The sequence below is a fragment of the Neisseria sp. HMSC073G10 genome (genome assembly GCF_001812605.1).
In the GTDB taxonomy this organism is placed as follows: Bacteria; Pseudomonadota; Gammaproteobacteria; order Burkholderiales; family Neisseriaceae; genus Neisseria; species Neisseria subflava_A.
Map to the genome: position 1 here is coordinate 52,154 of NZ_KV809513.1, position 15,445 is coordinate 67,598.

The following is a 15,445-nucleotide window of genomic DNA, read 5'->3' on the forward strand; positions in this document are numbered from 1 at the left end:
TCCACTATGACAACCGCACCCCAACCCAGCACTTGGCGCAAGATTTTTTCGCGCAAAATGCTGATCTGCATTTTCACAGGCTTCACTTCGGGGTTGCCGCTTTATTTTCTATACAGCCTGATTCCAGCATGGCTGCGTAGCGAACACATTGATTTGAAAACCATTGGACTATTTGCATTGATTGGTTTCCCCTACACTTGGAAATTCATCTGGTCACCTCTTTTGGACACCGTACGCCTGCCATTTTTAGGTTTACGGCGCAGTTGGATGCTGATTACCCAAATAGCACTCCTATTGCTTTTGGCTTCCTATGCATTTGTCCGACCGCAAGAACATTTATCCATCATCTTAGGCTTAGCTTGTGCTACAGCATTCTTCTCCGCCAGCCAAGATATTGTGATTGATGCATTCCGACGCGAAGTACTGTCAGATGAAGAATTGGTATTAGGCAACTCGCTGTATGTGAATGCCTACCGTATTTCTTCATTAATTCCGGCCTCATTAAGTCTGATTTTGGCCGACAGATTGCCTTGGTCAACCGTCTTCATCATTACTTCCCTGTTTATGATCCCAGGTTTACTTGCGACCTTGTTCATAGCACGCGAGCCAGATCACTCAACTCTTGAAACCAAAGGCTTAAAAGAAACCGTTATCGAACCATTTCACGATTTCTTTACCCGCCAGAGTGTGAAGCAGGCTTTGACTATTTTGGCGTTCATCTTGCTGTATAAACTGGGCGACAGCATGGCAACTGCTTTGGCTCAACCGTTTTATCTCGATATGGGCTTCTCTAAAACCGATATTGGTCTGATTGGAAAAAACGCAGGTTTATGGCCGGCTGTAATTTTTGGCGTTATCGGCGGCATTTGGATCACCAAACTTGGGGTTAATCGTGCTCTGTGGTTATTCGGTTTGATACAGTGGGTCACCATTTTAGGCTTTGCATGGCTGGCAAGCTTCGGACATTTTGACCATGTCGGTGCATCGGAACGAATCTTTTTAGCGGTTGTAATTGCGGCTGAAGCAATCGGCGTCGGCTTAGGCACAGCAGCGTTTGTCTCGTATATGGCGCAACAAGCCAATACGGCATTTACGGCAACGCAATTAGCCCTTTTTACAAGCCTATCTGCCGTACCGCGTACATTTATGAACGCAACGGCAGGCTATCTGATTGAAGCGATGGGTTACTTCAATTTCTACTGGCTGTGTTTTGCTTTGGGCATACCGGGCATGTTGCTGCTGTTTAAAGTGGCACCGTGGAATGGTCAAAAAGTGAGTAACTAGATTGCCAGTCTAAAACTTCTAGCAAAACAAAAGGCCGTCTGAATATTCAGACGGCCTTTATCATACAAAAACTTTATTCTGCTTCAGGTTTGACAGTGCTGCGGACATCGCCGCTTTTTTCTTTATGTTTCAAAACAGCGCGGTCGAGCTTGTCCATCAAAACATCAATCGCGGCGTACATATCCTGCTCAATCGCTTCAACGTGCAAATCTTTGCCTGCCAGATGCGCATCGGCTTCGGCTTTTTGATTGACTTTTTCCACCGAGAGCGTAATGGTCACAGAGATGATGTTGTCGGCGTGGCGATTGATTCGTGCCAACTTGTCGGAAACATAGTTTTTGATGGCTTCGGTAACATCAAAATTCAGACCGGTGATTTTCAGATTCATGATACAGCTCCTTCGGTTGATTAGTCCGTCAAAACGGATCGGAATATATCTACTCGGTAAATTTTCGTTTGTGTGCCGGTGGTATGTCTAATGATTCTCTATATTTAGCAACTGTACGTCTGGCGATTTCAATGCCGCGTTGTTTTAATAATTTGACGAGGGCCTCGTCCGAATAAGGTTTGCTGCTGTCTTCGCTTTCAATCAGCTGGCTCAAGACAGCTTTGATTGCGCCTTGACTGAACCCTTCGCCGTCATCATCGGCATTGACTGCCTGTGTGAAGAAATAGCGTAACGCAAACAGGCCGCGCGGGCAAGACAAATATTTCTGGTTGGCAGCGCGCGAAATGGTGCTTTCCGCCAAACCCAATTCGGCGGCGGCATCTTTCATCAGCATGGGCGACAGGCCGATTTCTCCGAAGATGAAAAAATCTTCCTGATTTTTGACAATATACTCGGCAAGGCGGAGGACTGTGCTTTTGCGCAGTTCCAAAGAATCAATGCGCTGTTTGGCTTCACTGATTTTTTCCTTCCACCCCGGCGCGCCCTCTTCCGCCGATTTCATCAGGTCGCAATATTCCTGATTGAGCTGCAGCTTCGGCCAAGCCGCCTCGTTGCTGATGACTTCCCAGCCGTCCTTGCCCTCTTTGACCCAAACGTCAGGCTGAATATAAGGTGTAGGCGTGGCAGAGGCGAAACCGTAGGCCGGATAGGGATTGAGCTCGGCAATCATATCGAGCGCGGCTTCTATGGTTTCGCTGTCGGTATCGGGATAGAGTTTGCGGAAACGCAGAACGTTTTGTTTGCGGTTTTTGCCTAACTCTTGAAGCGAACTTTGCACCAAATGCGCGGCCATTTGTCGGGCAGGAGAAGCCGGCAAACGCATTAATTGCAGCATGAGCGACTCGGTCAAATCGGCCGCCGCTACGCCGGGCGGCTCAAAGGTTTGCAATACATCCAGCGCATTTTGCAGGGCTTCTTCGTCTAGCATCCAATCCAACGGCGTGTGGTCGATGATTTCTTCGAGGCTGTCGGTGAGGTAGCCTTGTTCATCCAAAAAATCAATCAAAACGTGAACATAGGCCGCTTCCACTTGCGAGAGCGGATGCTCGCACACTTGGGCATGCAGATAGTGTTTGAAATCCTCTTCTTCGGCGATGTTGCTCCAAATATCTTCGGCATCGTCGCCACTCAACTGCTGACCTGCGCGCGGCATGGTTACCGCACGGTTGAGCCCGCTATCGGCAAACTCATCAGTTTCCGGACGCTCAAGCAGAGGATTGTCCAACAACCAGTCTTCCACTTCGCGCTCAAGCTCAAGACCCGACATCTGCAAGATGCGCAAAGACTGCTGCAGCCGCTGGTTGAGCTGCTGGGTCTGTTTGAGTTTAAGGACGAGTGAAGACATAGCGTTTTTTTTCGAAGTGTATAGATAGTTTTTCAGACGGCCTTTGTACGGAGGGCCGTCTGAAAAACTAGGTTATAGGTATTATATTTGTATTCTTAGTAATTATTTCAATATTTACAGTTACCCTCAATTGAAATGAGAGCCTCGTGTGAAACCGGTTTTACGATTGCCGTCAAATATGCATTCAATATTTGAAATTTTCACCCAAGTAAACCGAACGGACTTGTTCATTGTTGACCAAGTCGTCCGGCTTGCCTGAAGCCAATACCGTACCGTCGCTGATGATGTAGGCACGGTCGCAGATGCTGAGGGTTTCGCGCACGTTGTGGTCGGTAATCAATACGCCAATACCGCGTGATTTGAGGAACTCGATGATTTTCTGAATATCGATGACGGCAATCGGGTCAACGCCGGCAAAAGGTTCGTCCAACAAAATGAAACGCGGCTGCATGGCCAACACGCGCGCGATTTCGACACGGCGGCGTTCGCCACCGGATAAAGACGGCGCGGGGTTGTTGCGCAGGCGTTCGATGTTCAAATCGGCCAACAGTTTTTCCAGTTCGGCATCGATGCGGCTTTTGTCCTTCATGCTGATTTCCAAAATGGCGCGGATATTTTGTTCCACGGTCATTTTGCGGAAAATCGAGGCTTCCTGCGGCAGATAGCCGACGCCGAGGCGGGCGCGTTCGTGAATGGGCAGGTGGCGCAACTCTTGTCCGTCCAGCATCACGCTGCCTGCATCGGCGGCAATCAGGCCGACAATCATGTAAAAGCTGGTGGTCTTACCCGCGCCGTTGGGGCCGAGCAGGCCGATGACTTCGCCGCTTTCGATTTCAAGGGAGAAGCTTTTGACGACTTGGCGTTTTTTGAAACTTTTTTGCAGGTTTTGAACCACAAGACGGCTGTTGTTTGCGCTCATATTCTGTTGACTTTCGATATTGACCTCAGGCCGTCTGAGCCTTTTTCAGACGGCCTTTTTGTGTGTTTTCTTATTTGTTTTTCTGCGTGCTGGACGGCTGGATGACCACGCTGACGCGGCCGGATTTTGCGGCGGATTTCACACCGGATTTGGCGCTGCCGTTGATGGTGTAAACCTCGGTTTTGGTGTTGTAGGTAATGACCGCACCTTCGGCCACATCGCCGCCGCGCTGTACTTTGGCATTGCCGGACAGGGTAACGAGGTTGGCTGCGGAAGAATACGTCACGGTATTGGCTTGACCGTTGACCACGCCTTTGCCGCCGTCCAACTCTTGGCTGAATTTGACGGGCGAGCCGGTGGCTTTCATCAACTGCTCGCTTTTGTCGTTGCGCGAAACGGTTACGCTGCCGGCACGGATATTGAGCGTGCCTTGTTTGATGATGACGTTGCCGGAAAAGGTGGTGCTTTGGTTGTTTTGGTCAAGCGAGCCTTGGTCGGCTTCGATTTGAATCGGCTGCTTGCTGTCGCTTTGCAGGGCAAAGGCCGGGCTGGCGGCAAAAACGGCAACAAGGGCTAAGGTTTTACAAATTTTTTGTATCATAAATTGTGGCTTTCACTTTGGAAGGGAAATTCAGCAAACCGGTTTTGTGGTCATAAGTCATGCCGTTTGCCTGACCGCTGGACTGTCCGTATTGGAAAGTAACGGGGCTGTCGGTATGTGCGTATTGCGCTTCGGTATCGACATTCAAGCGTTCGGTTTTGACGATGCCGGCCAAACGCTTGGCATCTGCCGCTTTGTTTAAGACAACATTCTGTTCAAAAACGACTTTTTTGTTTTGAATATTGTACGCAGCCTTGTCACTGCCGACTTCGTACAGCAGGCTGCCGTCGCGGTAAAACGAAAGATGCGGTTTGTCCAAATGCACGTCCGCGCTATTCGGATATTGGACGGCATCGACCGCGCTCAGGTTTTCTTTCAGACGGCCTTCTTGGTCAAAACGTTTGCCGTTGATGCCTTTCATCGAATATTGCGGCTCATTCGGATTGAGGACGACTTCTTCGACCTGCACTTCGCTGATGCGGCCGAGCCACGCCGCCAGTGCGCCGAGTGAAACGGCCAACACCAGCGGAAAGGCGATTCCGTAACGCCATCTGATTTTCATCGTACATACTCTTTCAAAGCAGGTTCAAGCGTACCTTGCGCCTGCATAATCAAATCGCACACTTCACGCACCGCGCCTGCGCCGCCGGAACGTCGGGTTACATAATGGGCGTATTGCAAAGTAAACCAATGCGCTTCGGGGACGGCAACCGCCAATCCGCAACGCACCATCACGGGCAAATCGACAACATCGTCGCCGACAAAGGCGCACTCATGCTCCTCCACACCGGCCTGTTCGCGTAATTGAGCGTAGGCGGAACGTTTGTCATGAATGCCTTTGAAGTAATAGTTGATACCGAGCTGCTTCACGCGGATACCGACGGAAGGCGCGTCGCGGCCGGTAATAATCGCCGTTTGCACGCCGCTAGCCTGAAGCATTTTCAAACCGTGTCCGTCCAAAGTGTGGAACGATTTGATTTCTTCGCCGTTGTCGCGGATAAAAATGCGGCCGTCGGTCAAAACGCCGTCTACATCTAATATCAGCAGTTTGATACCTAAAGCGCGTTGTTGCAGGTCGGAAGAGAGGTTTTGCATAAGGTTTCCTTATTTCAGACGGCCTATTCTAGCATAAGGCCGTCTGAAAACGTTTTTGCCGTCGATTCAGACAATTCGTGCCATCAATAAATCGTGCATATTCAGCGCACCAATCAGTACGCCGTTTTCTTCGACCACCAGCAAACCATTCACATGGCCGCTTTGCATGGCTTTCAAAGCTTCAGTGGCAAGGCGGTCGGCAGAGATGGTTTTCGGAGAGGCGTGCATGATGTCGTCCACTTTCAAACCGGCAAAGCTGTCGCGTTCTTGAAACAGACGGCGCAAGTCGCCATCGGTAAATACGCCTTTCAGACGACCTTCGGCATCGGTTACCGCCAACATGCCCAAGCCTTTTTCACTCATGCGGACGATGGCTTCTTTCAACGGCGTACCCAACAAAACGGCAGGCAGGGCTTCGTCTTTGTGCATAATATCCGCCACGCGCAACAGCAGGCGTTTGCCCAAGCTGCCAGCCGGATGGCTCAACGCAAAATCGTCCGGCGTAAACGCACGCGCCTGCAGCAATACCACTGCCAGCGCATCCCCCAACGCCATCACGGCGGTCGTACTGGAAGTCGGCGCAAGGCCGAGAGGACAGGCTTCTTTGGAAACCGCCGCGGTAATATGGATATCGGCATGACGCGCCATGGTGGAAGTCGGATGGGCAGTGATACAAATAAGCGTGATGTTTTTGCGTTTCAACGCCGGAATAATCGCTGCAATTTCATCACTTTCGCCGGAATTGGAAATGGCAACCACGACATCGTGGTCCACAATCATGCCCAAATCGCCGTGCGCCGCTTCGGCAGGATGGACAAAAAACGCAGGCGTTCCGGTCGAAGCCATGGTCGCCGCCATTTTGCGGCCGATGTGTCCGGACTTGCCCATGCCGGTAATGACGACCCTGCCCTTGCAGTGCAACAACGCTTCTGCCGCACGGACAAAATCATGATCCAAAGCCGCCGCAATTTCACGCAAACCTTCGGCTTCCGTATCCAATACATCGCGCGCCCAGTCGAGATAAAGTGTGTTTTCCGCCATCAAAGCCACCTTTCGTGCTTGAATTTAGGTTTGTTTTGCCCAAATTAATCGGCTGTAAACTGTTCAAATTCATCGAATCGGCGTAGCATTACCGCCACTTCACAAACAAACCTATTATGTAAAAGGAATCAGAGATGACTATTTTATCGGACGTTAAAGCATTAGGACAACAAATCTGGTTGGACAATCTCTCCCGTTCGCTGGTACAAAGCGGCGAATTGGCAGAAATGCTGAAGCAAGGTGTGTGTGGCGTAACTTCCAATCCCGCCATTTTCCAAAAAGCCTTTGCCGGAGATGCCCTGTACGCCGATGAAGTAGCCGCACTCAAACAGCAGGACCTGACCCCGAAACAACGCTACGAAACCATGGCGGTTGCCGACGTACAAGCCGCCTGCGACGTATGTCTTGCCGAACACGAATCCACCGGCGGCAAAACCGGCTTCGTCAGCCTCGAAGTTTCGCCTGAATTGTCCAAAGACGCGCAAGGTACGGTTGAAGAAGCGCGCCGCCTGCACGCCGCCATCGGTCGTAAAAATGTCATGATTAAAGTACCGGCAACCGACGAAGGCATCAAAGCACTTGAAACCCTCGTTTCAGACGGCATCAGCGTCAACCTGACCCTGCTTTTCTCCCGCGCCCAAACCCTTAAAGCCTATGCGGCCTACGCGCGCGGCATTGCCAAACGTTTGGAAGCGGGACACGACGTTTCCCATATCCAAGTTGTCGCCAGCTTCTTTATTTCCCGTGTCGATGCCGCATTGGACGCCACCCTGCCCGACCACCTCAAAGGCAAAGTCGCCATTGCGCTGGCCAAAGCCGCCTATCAAGATTGGGCGCAATACTTCGGCAGCAGCGAATTTGCCGCACTTGCCGAAAAAGGTGCCAACCGCGTACAACTTCTGTGGGCATCTACCGGCGTGAAAAACCCTGCCTATCCTGACACTTTGTACGTTGACAGCCTGATTGGCGCCCATACCGTCAACACCGTTCCCGATGCCACACTCAAGGCCTTTATCGACCACGGCACCGCCAAAGCCACTTTGACCGAAGGTGTGGACGAAGCCCAAGCGCAGCTTGCCGAAACCGCGAAACTCGGCATTGATGTCGAAACTTTGGCAACGCGTTTGCAGGAAGACGGTTTGAAACAATTTGAAGACGCTTTTGCCAAACTGCTTGCTCCCTTGGCTTAAGCGGATTGAACGGACGGCCGAGAAACTTAAATCATTTTGAAACGTCTCAGGCCGTCTGAAACCCAAATTCGGGCGTGTACGGCACGCCCTTTTCTATCACGATTTGAATACCGTGCAGGCATACTTCCCCTGCCCTACAAAACCACCCTGCCATGTATATAGGACGTTTCGCCCCCAGCCCTACCGGCCTGCTTCATATCGGCTCCCTACTGACCGCCGTCGCCTCCTATGCCGATGCGCGCGCTCATCAGGGCAAATGGCTGGTCCGCATTGAAGACCTTGACCCCCCGCGCGAAATGCCCGGCGCCGCTGCCGACATTTTGCGTACGCTTGAAGTTTTCGGCTTTGAGTGGGATGGCGAAGTCGCCTATCAAAGCCGCCGTTACGACCTATATCAAGACATCCTCGACCGCCTCAAAGCAGCCGGGCTGGTGTATCCCTGCTATTGCAGCCGCAAAGACTGGCAGGCGGCGGCAACACATGGCGCAGACGGATTTGTATATAACGGCCGTTGCCGCAATCCTCAGCAAAGACCCAATACGCAAAACAAAACTCCGGCATGGCGCATTCAAGTGCCTGATCGCGTGATCGGTTTTTCAGACGGCATTGTCGGACATTACGCACAAAATCTGGCACACGACATCGGCGATTTCGTCCTGCTTCGTGCCGACGGCTATTGGGCATATCAGCTTGCCGTGGTTGCCGACGATGCCGATCAAGGAATAACCCATATTGTCCGCGGTCAAGATTTGCTTGTTTCCACGCCGCGCCAAATCTATCTGCAACAATGCCTCGGCGTTCCCACACCGGCCTACGCACACCTTCCCCTATTGACCAACAGCCAAGGGCAAAAATGGTCGAAACAAACCCTTGCCCCGGCTTTGGATTTGAATCAAAAAGAACAACTTCTCCGCCAAGTCCTAACCTACCTCAACCTACCCGATGCACCTACCGTGAACCGTCCGCAAGAATTGCTCGATTGGACGGTAGCGCACTGGCAAATGGACAAAATCCCAAAATCGTCCATTATCACGGACTGAATTAGCATGATTACAACAAAATTACTCTAGGTATTACAATATTTCATAAAATTATGTAAGTAATCTTACGATCCATTCCAAACCATGCCCAAGAAGCGAAAAATCATGTATATTTCAAAAATTTCCTAAAATTGTCACAAACTGATAATTTCAGGGTTGTAACAACATACGGCTGACGCGTTATTGAGGATGACAAAGCGCGGCAGATCTCCCACGATACAACAAAAAGAATACCGCTATGCCAAGTGCCATTATTGTAGAAGACGAAGTATTAGCAGCAGAACGCTTACGTGTATTATTGGAAGAGTGCAATGTCGTACTGCTGAACGTCTTTCACCATGCCATGCCAGCATTGGAGTGGCTGAGTGTCCACGAAGTCGACATCGTCTTTGCCGACATCGGCATGCCGGAAATTGACGGTCTCGAGTTTGTCGAACGCATTAAGCGTACCGCCAAACGCCAGCCGGAAATTGTATTCACCACAGCCTACGAAGAACACGCCCTGCGCGCGTTTGAGCTGGCTGCCGCAGACTATCTGCTCAAACCGATCAAAATGACCCGCCTGCAAACCGCACTTGACCGCATCATCGAGAAAAACCGCGAAAAAGCAGACAGTTTTACCCATTTCAAAGTCTACAACCGCGAACGCATGGTCGAAATCCCATGGCAACAGGCGCGTTACCTGATGGCGGAACACAAAACCGTCTATCTGTTTACTGGCGACGGCCACAGCTACGAATTACCGAAGACCTTGGTTTACTGGGAAGAATTACTGGGCGACAAAGTCATCCGTATCCACCGCAATGCCCTCGTCTTCCGCCACACCCTCGACAGCCTGATTCGACTAGACGATGACGAAAACGACGAATCCGCATCCACATGGGGCGCAAAAATTCTTGATATTCCGACCCCATTACCCGTCAGCCGCCGACAACTGTCCACCCTGCGGAAAATTATTAAAAACAGCATCTAAAATGCACTCCTTGATTGGCTCTTTTTAAATCAAAGGCCGTCTGAAAAGATATTTTTCAGACGGCCTTTTAACTTCTTAGCCAAATAGTAGAAAATTAAAAAAGAATAGCCTAAGTCTGTCGTTTAGCTCTATCTAAGCTTTCAATTTGATTAAACCTTGTTATATCTACAAACAAGGTTTTCCATTTTTTAATCCAGCATCTCTCAATTACTACCACTCAACAGAAAAGGCCGTCTGAAAAATTCAGACGGCCTCGATACTTAAGCCTTACAGATTAAAAGAACAATTCACGCCAGCTGATGCGTTTGAGTCCGCATGTACGGCCTTGTACTTCCAGGCTGACCAGTTGGTTAGACAAGAGACTGCGATCGCCTTTGGTTGCAAAACATTTATTGTTTGGCACGCTCGGCGTAGCGTTCAACTCCTTATCCGTACCCGTGCCGCCGCTATCGCCATCGGCAGTTACCGGAGAATCATCGGCCTTAGAGCCGTTCAGATAAGTAAAGTTGACCACACCGTCAAACACCATACCACTGGCGTAATAAACTTGACCGTTGTTTTCACGTCTGATGAATTGGCGGTTTTTATCGGAAATACGCGCATCACGCAAACCCAAACGGCCGCCGTTTTCGGCATTGACGCCCAGAATAATCGTTTTCGCAGTCGTTTGTGTGGACGTACTGTCCGGCAAACAAACATCGGCACTGGAAGAGTCAGTATGAATTGTTTTGGTTTCATACTTGCGGATGGTCACAACGGCTGTACGCAAAATCATCGTCGGTTTGACAGTCACACGTTCATTCGGATCTAAAGTCAGACTCCAGCCTTTTTTACCTTCACCAACCTTATTGTCGCTGACATAAATGTGTTCGCCGTCACTTTCTCTGGTTTGCTGTTCCAACTCACTGCTTTTTGCCAAAACTGCTTTTTTGGATTCATCAGTAGACACATCGTCGTAAATACCGTAAACGGCATTGATTTGACCATTGATATTGGTCAATTCATTCTGATAAATCTCGCTACCCGTACCAAAAATGACGACATACTTATCTTTACCGCGACGTGATACCGCAGGCGCAGACGTAATCGGTTGATTACCCGAGCCTTGGAAAATCATTTGCGCCGACCATTCAGACGGGGTTTTACCTCTCAAGTCGAAGCGGAACATATTGCCGTAACGGTCGCCTGCATAGGCAATATCGACAATGCCGTCAAAATCGGTATCCACCAAAGTCGGTGTAGAAAGTCCACCTTTGCCATTTGGTGCAGGAATTTTTTTATCCCCCAAAAGTATACCGGCTTTAGAAACCTGATCACCATTATTTTTTGTGCCCGCTTCTTTACCCGTCATATCATAGACATATAAAGCCGTGTCATTATCCTCACTGTTCACGTCTTCAGTACGATAGCCGCTGGCCAAGAAGCCCGCATAACGCACATTCGATTCCAGATTGACCGGAGTGGTATCGCGCTTGATGGAAACACGGCCGATTTGTGTCGAACCAATGGTATAACCCAGCTTATTGCCAGCGCCTTTTTCTGTTTCAAACAAAGGCACAGTCTTATTCCAACCACTACGATCGCTGTTAGCTACCGCACCAATATTCAACGCATACGCACCGCGTCCACCCTGACCCATCGCACCAAACATAAAGGTTTGCTTCTTATCAGGTGTTTGGCGGAGAACAAAACCACCATTAACCATATAGCGGTGCGGCGTGCTGGAGCCGTAACCATCGCGTGCAATATCTTTCAGAACTTTACCTAAAGTTGTTGCTTGGCCTTGATCGTCCTCGCGTTCCATGCCTGCCGGAATATAGCTGAGTTTCAAGTCATAAGGATTGCTAGGCGTATCATTACGGAAAATATGTACCATGCCGTCATTGGCAGCGGCGACCAAAAACTCTTGACGGCCTTTATCCTTATTCCCAATAGCAGCAACCGAACCGTCTAAAATATCGCCCAAATTACGTTCATCTTTATTTGGGTCATTAGGGTCAGTCGGACGGATACGATAAGACTGGCTATAACCTTTTGCTCCTGCATCCGCTTTGATGGCTTCATCACTACCTGCTCGGCCAGTCCATTTCAGCAATGCATTTTTCCATTCCAACTTATCTTTTGCACTGCCGTCTGAAATGCCAAAATCGGCGTTTGAAGCCTCATTATCTGCAACTCTATCGATGAAATAGGTCTTACTGCCATCATTAACCAAAGTAAGACGGTTATTAAATGATGGCTGAACAAACTCAGTCGTATTAATAGGCGTACCATCGCGTTTTAATTTATAAAACCGCAACTGACTGCTCCAAGAGCCGGTATTTAAATGAACCGTTGCCGCCATATCGGGAATACCTGTACTGGTCGTCACCGGCGCAGTTGAAGCTGCCCCTTCAAATTTCATTATTTTGCTGTCAGTTTCAATATTGTCGATAATGGTTTTAAAGTGCTCAAGCAACTTTTCAGGTTTTGAGGCATTGAAATACCATTCCGGGCGACTGGCACCCTTTTCCAGATACTTCTTCCCGACTGGAGAGATTCCCTCACCAAAGCCCACGGTAAAAGTCTGAACCAATTGCTTGCTATAATCTACGCCTTTAGGATCGCTTGGATCACCATCCCAGCTCTTGCCTGCAGCATCTCGACGATCTTCTGGCTTAATCGCAGCATCTAGACGATTTTCTGACTTAATCGCAGGTTTAATATCTTTTTCTGCCAAAGTCTGACTAAAGAAACGCATACCGCGTTTCTCATTACCATAGTTTCTATCCCAATAAGGAACAATGATTTCTTTATCGCCCATATATTGGCATTGAAACTTTTTCTCCCCATCAGGAGTCTTCGATCTCGGATCATAAATCGGCAGATCAAAATATCCTTCAAGACCATTTCCTGAAAAATATTTGCCTTGCCCATGTTTATCTTCATAAGCTTTTACTTCAGACGGCCCAAAATATTTATAGACCTCATCCGAGCTACGATCAATAGCACGGTAATAGTTTGAATAATAATATTTTCGGTCATAATTGAAGTTAGTATTGTCAGAATTACTTGGATTTTCTCCAGAGGCCTGATTGCTACAACTCATATTGGCATCGCCATCAGAAACCACGACAACATAGGATTTCTGACAGCGGTATTTGATATTCGGTATGACAAAATTTTTGACGACTTCATAATAACGGCGCGTTGTCGGCGTAGCTTGGTAAGCCAACATCTCATCTACCTTCTTACTGACATATTTCCAGTTCCGATCGGCAGAACCATCCGTAAAGCCTTCATTATCCTTCATATCGCCTTTGGTATCGTCGGGTTTAGACAGTTTTACATATGCGTAAAGAGCATTATCCTTTTTCCTTTTTTCCTCATCCCATTTCCAATACCGAGGATTATTGTGCAAAGTCTGCAAGCCCCAGTTAAACTGATCTTTATACCGCTCCAAAATCTTCTTTAATGCCGATTTTGCAATATTGATTTTTCTATTCGCATTGATTTCTTCATTCCCATTATCTACATAATATTTACCCTCTGCATCAGCCAACATACTGCCCGAGTCATCAATCAAAAACATAATATTATGCTTGACTTTGGGTTGGCCGATAGGCTCGTTTACGTTTTTCAGATAAAACGGAATTTCGGCAAAACCATTTTTTTCTTTAGATTGCTGGGGATTTGCCTGAACGGAAAAGCTAATGAGGGCTAAAGCGGAAGCGATGCTTGCATGAATGAGGCGATGGCGGCCTGATGGAGCGTTTTGCATAATGTGTTCTTTTTTCATCGGATAATCTCAGCTAAAAATGACGTTGTTTTTATTTTTTATGGGGCTACGATTTTAGCATAAACAGCCTGTTTCATGTTTGATTCGGCTGAATTTCCCTACACCTGCATTTCAAACACAACAAAAATGAAACAATCTGTCTGCTCAGTTTTAAGACGGCCTGACTGAATATTTAGTTCAGCCTTATTCATCAAGCATTTCAAAAGCAAGAGACTGTACCGTAAAGATAAAACGTTTTTAAATTATCGATTATTTGCTCTACGCTTGAAATTCCTATTACTTTGACTTAAAATACACTGCTTCTACGGCATAGACCGCTATGTCTGAAAAAGCACGTTACACAGCAAAATCAAAGCTGCGGAGCGTGTTTTTTTTTAGCCGAGATTTCCGAAGGCTGTCTTTTTTGTAAACAATTTTTATTTTTCAGACGGCCTGACCCATTTTTTTCGAACCGACCATCATCAGGCAAACAGGATTCCATCATGACCACTCCGGCTCTTCTCGTTCTCGCTGACGGCAGCGTATTTCACGGCACATCAATCGGTTACGAAGGTTCGACTTCCGGCGAAGTCGTGTTCAACACTTCCATGACCGGCTATCAAGAAATCCTGACCGACCCTTCCTACTGCAAACAAATCGTTACCCTCACCTACCCCCACATCGGCAATACCGGCACCAACGCCGAAGACGAAGAAAGCCGCAGCGTTTACGCCGCCGGTTTGATTATCCGCGACCTGCCTCTCTTGCACAGCAACTTCCGCGCATCCGAAAGCCTGCACGACTATTTGGTACGCAATAAAACCGTCGCCATCGCCGACATCGATACCCGCCGCCTGACCACACTGTTGCGTGAAAAAGGTTCACAAGGCGGTGCAATCTTGACCGGTGCGGACGCAACGGTTGAAAAAGCACAAGAACTGATTGCCGCATTCGGCAGCATGGTCGGCAAAGATTTGGCAAAAGAAGTTTCCTGCACAGAAACTTACGAATGGACCGAAGGCGAATGGGAATTGGGCAAAGGTTTCGTTACCCCTGCCGAACAACCGTTCCACGTCGTCGCCTACGATTTCGGCGTGAAAACCAACATCCTGCGCATGCTCGCCTCGCGCGGCTGCCGCCTGACCGTCGTTCCCGCACAAACCAGCGCGGAAGAAGTATTGGCACTCAATCCTGACGGCGTATTCCTATCCAACGGCCCCGGCGACCCCGAGCCTTGCGACTACGCCATCAAAGCCGTACAAAAATTAATGGAAAGCGGCAAACCGATTTTCGGCATTTGCTTGGGACACCAGCTGATCAGCCTCGCCATCGGTGCAAAAACCCTGAAAATGCGCTTCAGCCATCACGGTGCCAACCACCCAGTACAAGATTTGGACAGCGGCAAAGTCGTCATTACCAGCCAAAACCACGGTTTCGCCGTCGATGCCGACACCCTGCCCGCCAATGCACGCATTACCCACAAATCCTTGTTCGACAACACCTTGCAAGGTATCGAACTGACAGACAAACCTGTGTTCTGCTTCCAAGGCCACCCCGAAGCCAGCCCCGGCCCGCAGGATGTCGGCTATCTGTTTGACAAATTCATTGACAATATGAAAGCGGCGAAGCAATAAAGCTGATTTTTTCAGACGGCCACACTCAACTCGACAACAGGCCGTCTGAAAACCAAACTTCAAAAATATAAATTCAGCCCCCTCTCAACATCTGTACAGCCTGAAAACCCAATCGTCT

The 15,445-nt window shown here is 48.9% G+C and carries 13 protein-coding genes; 5 read left to right on the plus strand and 8 right to left on the minus strand.

What is annotated here, in order from left to right; all coding sequences use genetic code 11:
• The first annotated feature begins 6 nt into the window (after positions 1-6).
• Positions 7-1,284 carry an AmpG family muropeptide MFS transporter gene (locus HMPREF2865_RS04525; protein ID WP_234395504.1) on the plus strand — a complete coding sequence of 426 codons (1,278 nt, stop codon included), beginning with the start codon at positions 7-9 and terminating at the stop codon, positions 1,282-1,284.
• A gap of 73 nt (positions 1,285-1,357) precedes the next feature.
• Here HMPREF2865_RS04525 and raiA read toward each other — a convergent pair whose 3' ends face one another.
• The 7 genes from raiA to HMPREF2865_RS04560 form a co-directional block, all read right to left on the minus strand.
• Positions 1,358-1,672, minus strand: a complete 315-nt coding sequence (gene raiA / locus HMPREF2865_RS04530; protein ID WP_003686778.1) for a ribosome hibernation-promoting factor, HPF/YfiA family — start codon at positions 1,670-1,672, stop codon at positions 1,358-1,360.
• 49 nt (positions 1,673-1,721) lie between these two features.
• Positions 1,722-3,077 (minus strand): RNA polymerase factor sigma-54, encoded by a 1,356-nt coding sequence (rpoN, locus tag HMPREF2865_RS04535; protein WP_070645890.1) that lies wholly within the window; start codon positions 3,075-3,077, stop codon positions 1,722-1,724.
• A gap of 184 nt (positions 3,078-3,261) precedes the next feature.
• Positions 3,262-3,996, minus strand: a complete 735-nt coding sequence (gene lptB / locus HMPREF2865_RS04540) for an LPS export ABC transporter ATP-binding protein (RefSeq protein WP_003679854.1) — start codon at positions 3,994-3,996, stop codon at positions 3,262-3,264.
• Between the two features lie 70 nt (positions 3,997-4,066).
• Positions 4,067-4,597, minus strand: a complete 531-nt coding sequence (gene lptA, locus HMPREF2865_RS04545) for a lipopolysaccharide transport periplasmic protein LptA (protein WP_003748337.1) — start codon at positions 4,595-4,597, stop codon at positions 4,067-4,069.
• On the minus strand, positions 4,578-5,159 hold the full coding sequence (lptC, locus tag HMPREF2865_RS04550) for an LPS export ABC transporter periplasmic protein LptC (RefSeq protein WP_004518853.1): 582 nt from the start codon (positions 5,157-5,159) through the stop codon (positions 4,578-4,580). Before lptC ends, lptA begins: the two co-directional genes overlap by 20 nt.
• On the minus strand, positions 5,156-5,692 hold the full coding sequence (locus HMPREF2865_RS04555; protein WP_070645892.1) for a KdsC family phosphatase: 537 nt from the start codon (positions 5,690-5,692) through the stop codon (positions 5,156-5,158). Before HMPREF2865_RS04555 ends, lptC begins: the two co-directional genes overlap by 4 nt.
• 66 nt (positions 5,693-5,758) lie before the next feature.
• Positions 5,759-6,733, minus strand: a complete 975-nt coding sequence (locus HMPREF2865_RS04560; protein WP_063076105.1) for a KpsF/GutQ family sugar-phosphate isomerase — start codon at positions 6,731-6,733, stop codon at positions 5,759-5,761.
• Between the two features lie 134 nt (positions 6,734-6,867).
• On the opposite strand from HMPREF2865_RS04560, the gene tal reads away from it, so the two are divergent.
• From tal to HMPREF2865_RS04575, 3 genes are all read left to right on the plus strand, one after another.
• Complete coding sequence (gene tal, locus HMPREF2865_RS04565; protein ID WP_070645894.1) at positions 6,868-7,923, plus strand: transaldolase; 1,056 nt, start codon at positions 6,868-6,870, stop codon at positions 7,921-7,923.
• A gap of 152 nt (positions 7,924-8,075) precedes the next feature.
• Entirely contained in the window at positions 8,076-8,963 is an 888-nt protein-coding gene (gene gluQRS / locus HMPREF2865_RS04570; RefSeq protein ID WP_070645896.1) for a tRNA glutamyl-Q(34) synthetase GluQRS, read from the plus strand.
• Between the two features lie 238 nt (positions 8,964-9,201).
• Complete coding sequence (locus HMPREF2865_RS04575; protein WP_036493381.1) at positions 9,202-9,936, plus strand: LytR/AlgR family response regulator transcription factor; 735 nt, start codon at positions 9,202-9,204, stop codon at positions 9,934-9,936.
• Positions 9,937-10,210: 274 nt separating this feature from the next.
• On the opposite strand, the gene pilC is transcribed toward HMPREF2865_RS04575, so the two are convergent.
• Positions 10,211-13,696: a PilC family type IV pilus tip adhesin gene (pilC, locus tag HMPREF2865_RS04580; protein ID WP_283120634.1), complete on the minus strand. Its 3,486-nt coding sequence runs from the start codon at positions 13,694-13,696 to the stop codon at positions 10,211-10,213.
• 500 nt (positions 13,697-14,196) lie between these two features.
• Here pilC and carA point away from each other — a divergent pair, with 500 nt between their 5' ends.
• Positions 14,197-15,327, plus strand: coding sequence for a glutamine-hydrolyzing carbamoyl-phosphate synthase small subunit (gene carA / locus HMPREF2865_RS04585; protein WP_070645900.1), 1,131 nt, complete (start codon positions 14,197-14,199; stop codon positions 15,325-15,327).
• Positions 15,328-15,445: the final 118 nt, after the last annotated feature.

Excerpts from the sequence above, each read along its gene's own strand:
- HMPREF2865_RS04525 (WP_234395504.1), top strand. The coding sequence starts at position 7 with ATGACAACCGCACCCCAACCCAGCACTTGGCGCAAGATTTTTTCGCGC.
- raiA (WP_003686778.1), bottom strand. The coding sequence starts at position 1,672 with ATGAATCTGAAAATCACCGGTCTGAATTTTGATGTTACCGAAGCCATC.
- rpoN (WP_070645890.1), bottom strand. The coding sequence starts at position 3,077 with ATGTCTTCACTCGTCCTTAAACTCAAACAGACCCAGCAGCTCAACCAG.
- lptB (WP_003679854.1), bottom strand. The coding sequence starts at position 3,996 with ATGAGCGCAAACAACAGCCGTCTTGTGGTTCAAAACCTGCAAAAAAGT.
- lptA (WP_003748337.1), bottom strand. The coding sequence starts at position 4,597 with ATGATACAAAAAATTTGTAAAACCTTAGCCCTTGTTGCCGTTTTTGCC.
- lptC (WP_004518853.1), bottom strand. The coding sequence starts at position 5,159 with ATGAAAATCAGATGGCGTTACGGAATCGCCTTTCCGCTGGTGTTGGCC.
- HMPREF2865_RS04555 (WP_070645892.1), bottom strand. The coding sequence starts at position 5,692 with ATGCAAAACCTCTCTTCCGACCTGCAACAACGCGCTTTAGGTATCAAA.
- HMPREF2865_RS04560 (WP_063076105.1), bottom strand. The coding sequence starts at position 6,733 with ATGGCGGAAAACACACTTTATCTCGACTGGGCGCGCGATGTATTGGAT.
- tal (WP_070645894.1), top strand. The coding sequence starts at position 6,868 with ATGACTATTTTATCGGACGTTAAAGCATTAGGACAACAAATCTGGTTG.
- gluQRS (WP_070645896.1), top strand. The coding sequence starts at position 8,076 with ATGTATATAGGACGTTTCGCCCCCAGCCCTACCGGCCTGCTTCATATC.
- HMPREF2865_RS04575 (WP_036493381.1), top strand. The coding sequence starts at position 9,202 with ATGCCAAGTGCCATTATTGTAGAAGACGAAGTATTAGCAGCAGAACGC.
- pilC (WP_283120634.1), bottom strand. The coding sequence starts at position 13,696 with ATGCAAAACGCTCCATCAGGCCGCCATCGCCTCATTCATGCAAGCATC.
- carA (WP_070645900.1), top strand. The coding sequence starts at position 14,197 with ATGACCACTCCGGCTCTTCTCGTTCTCGCTGACGGCAGCGTATTTCAC.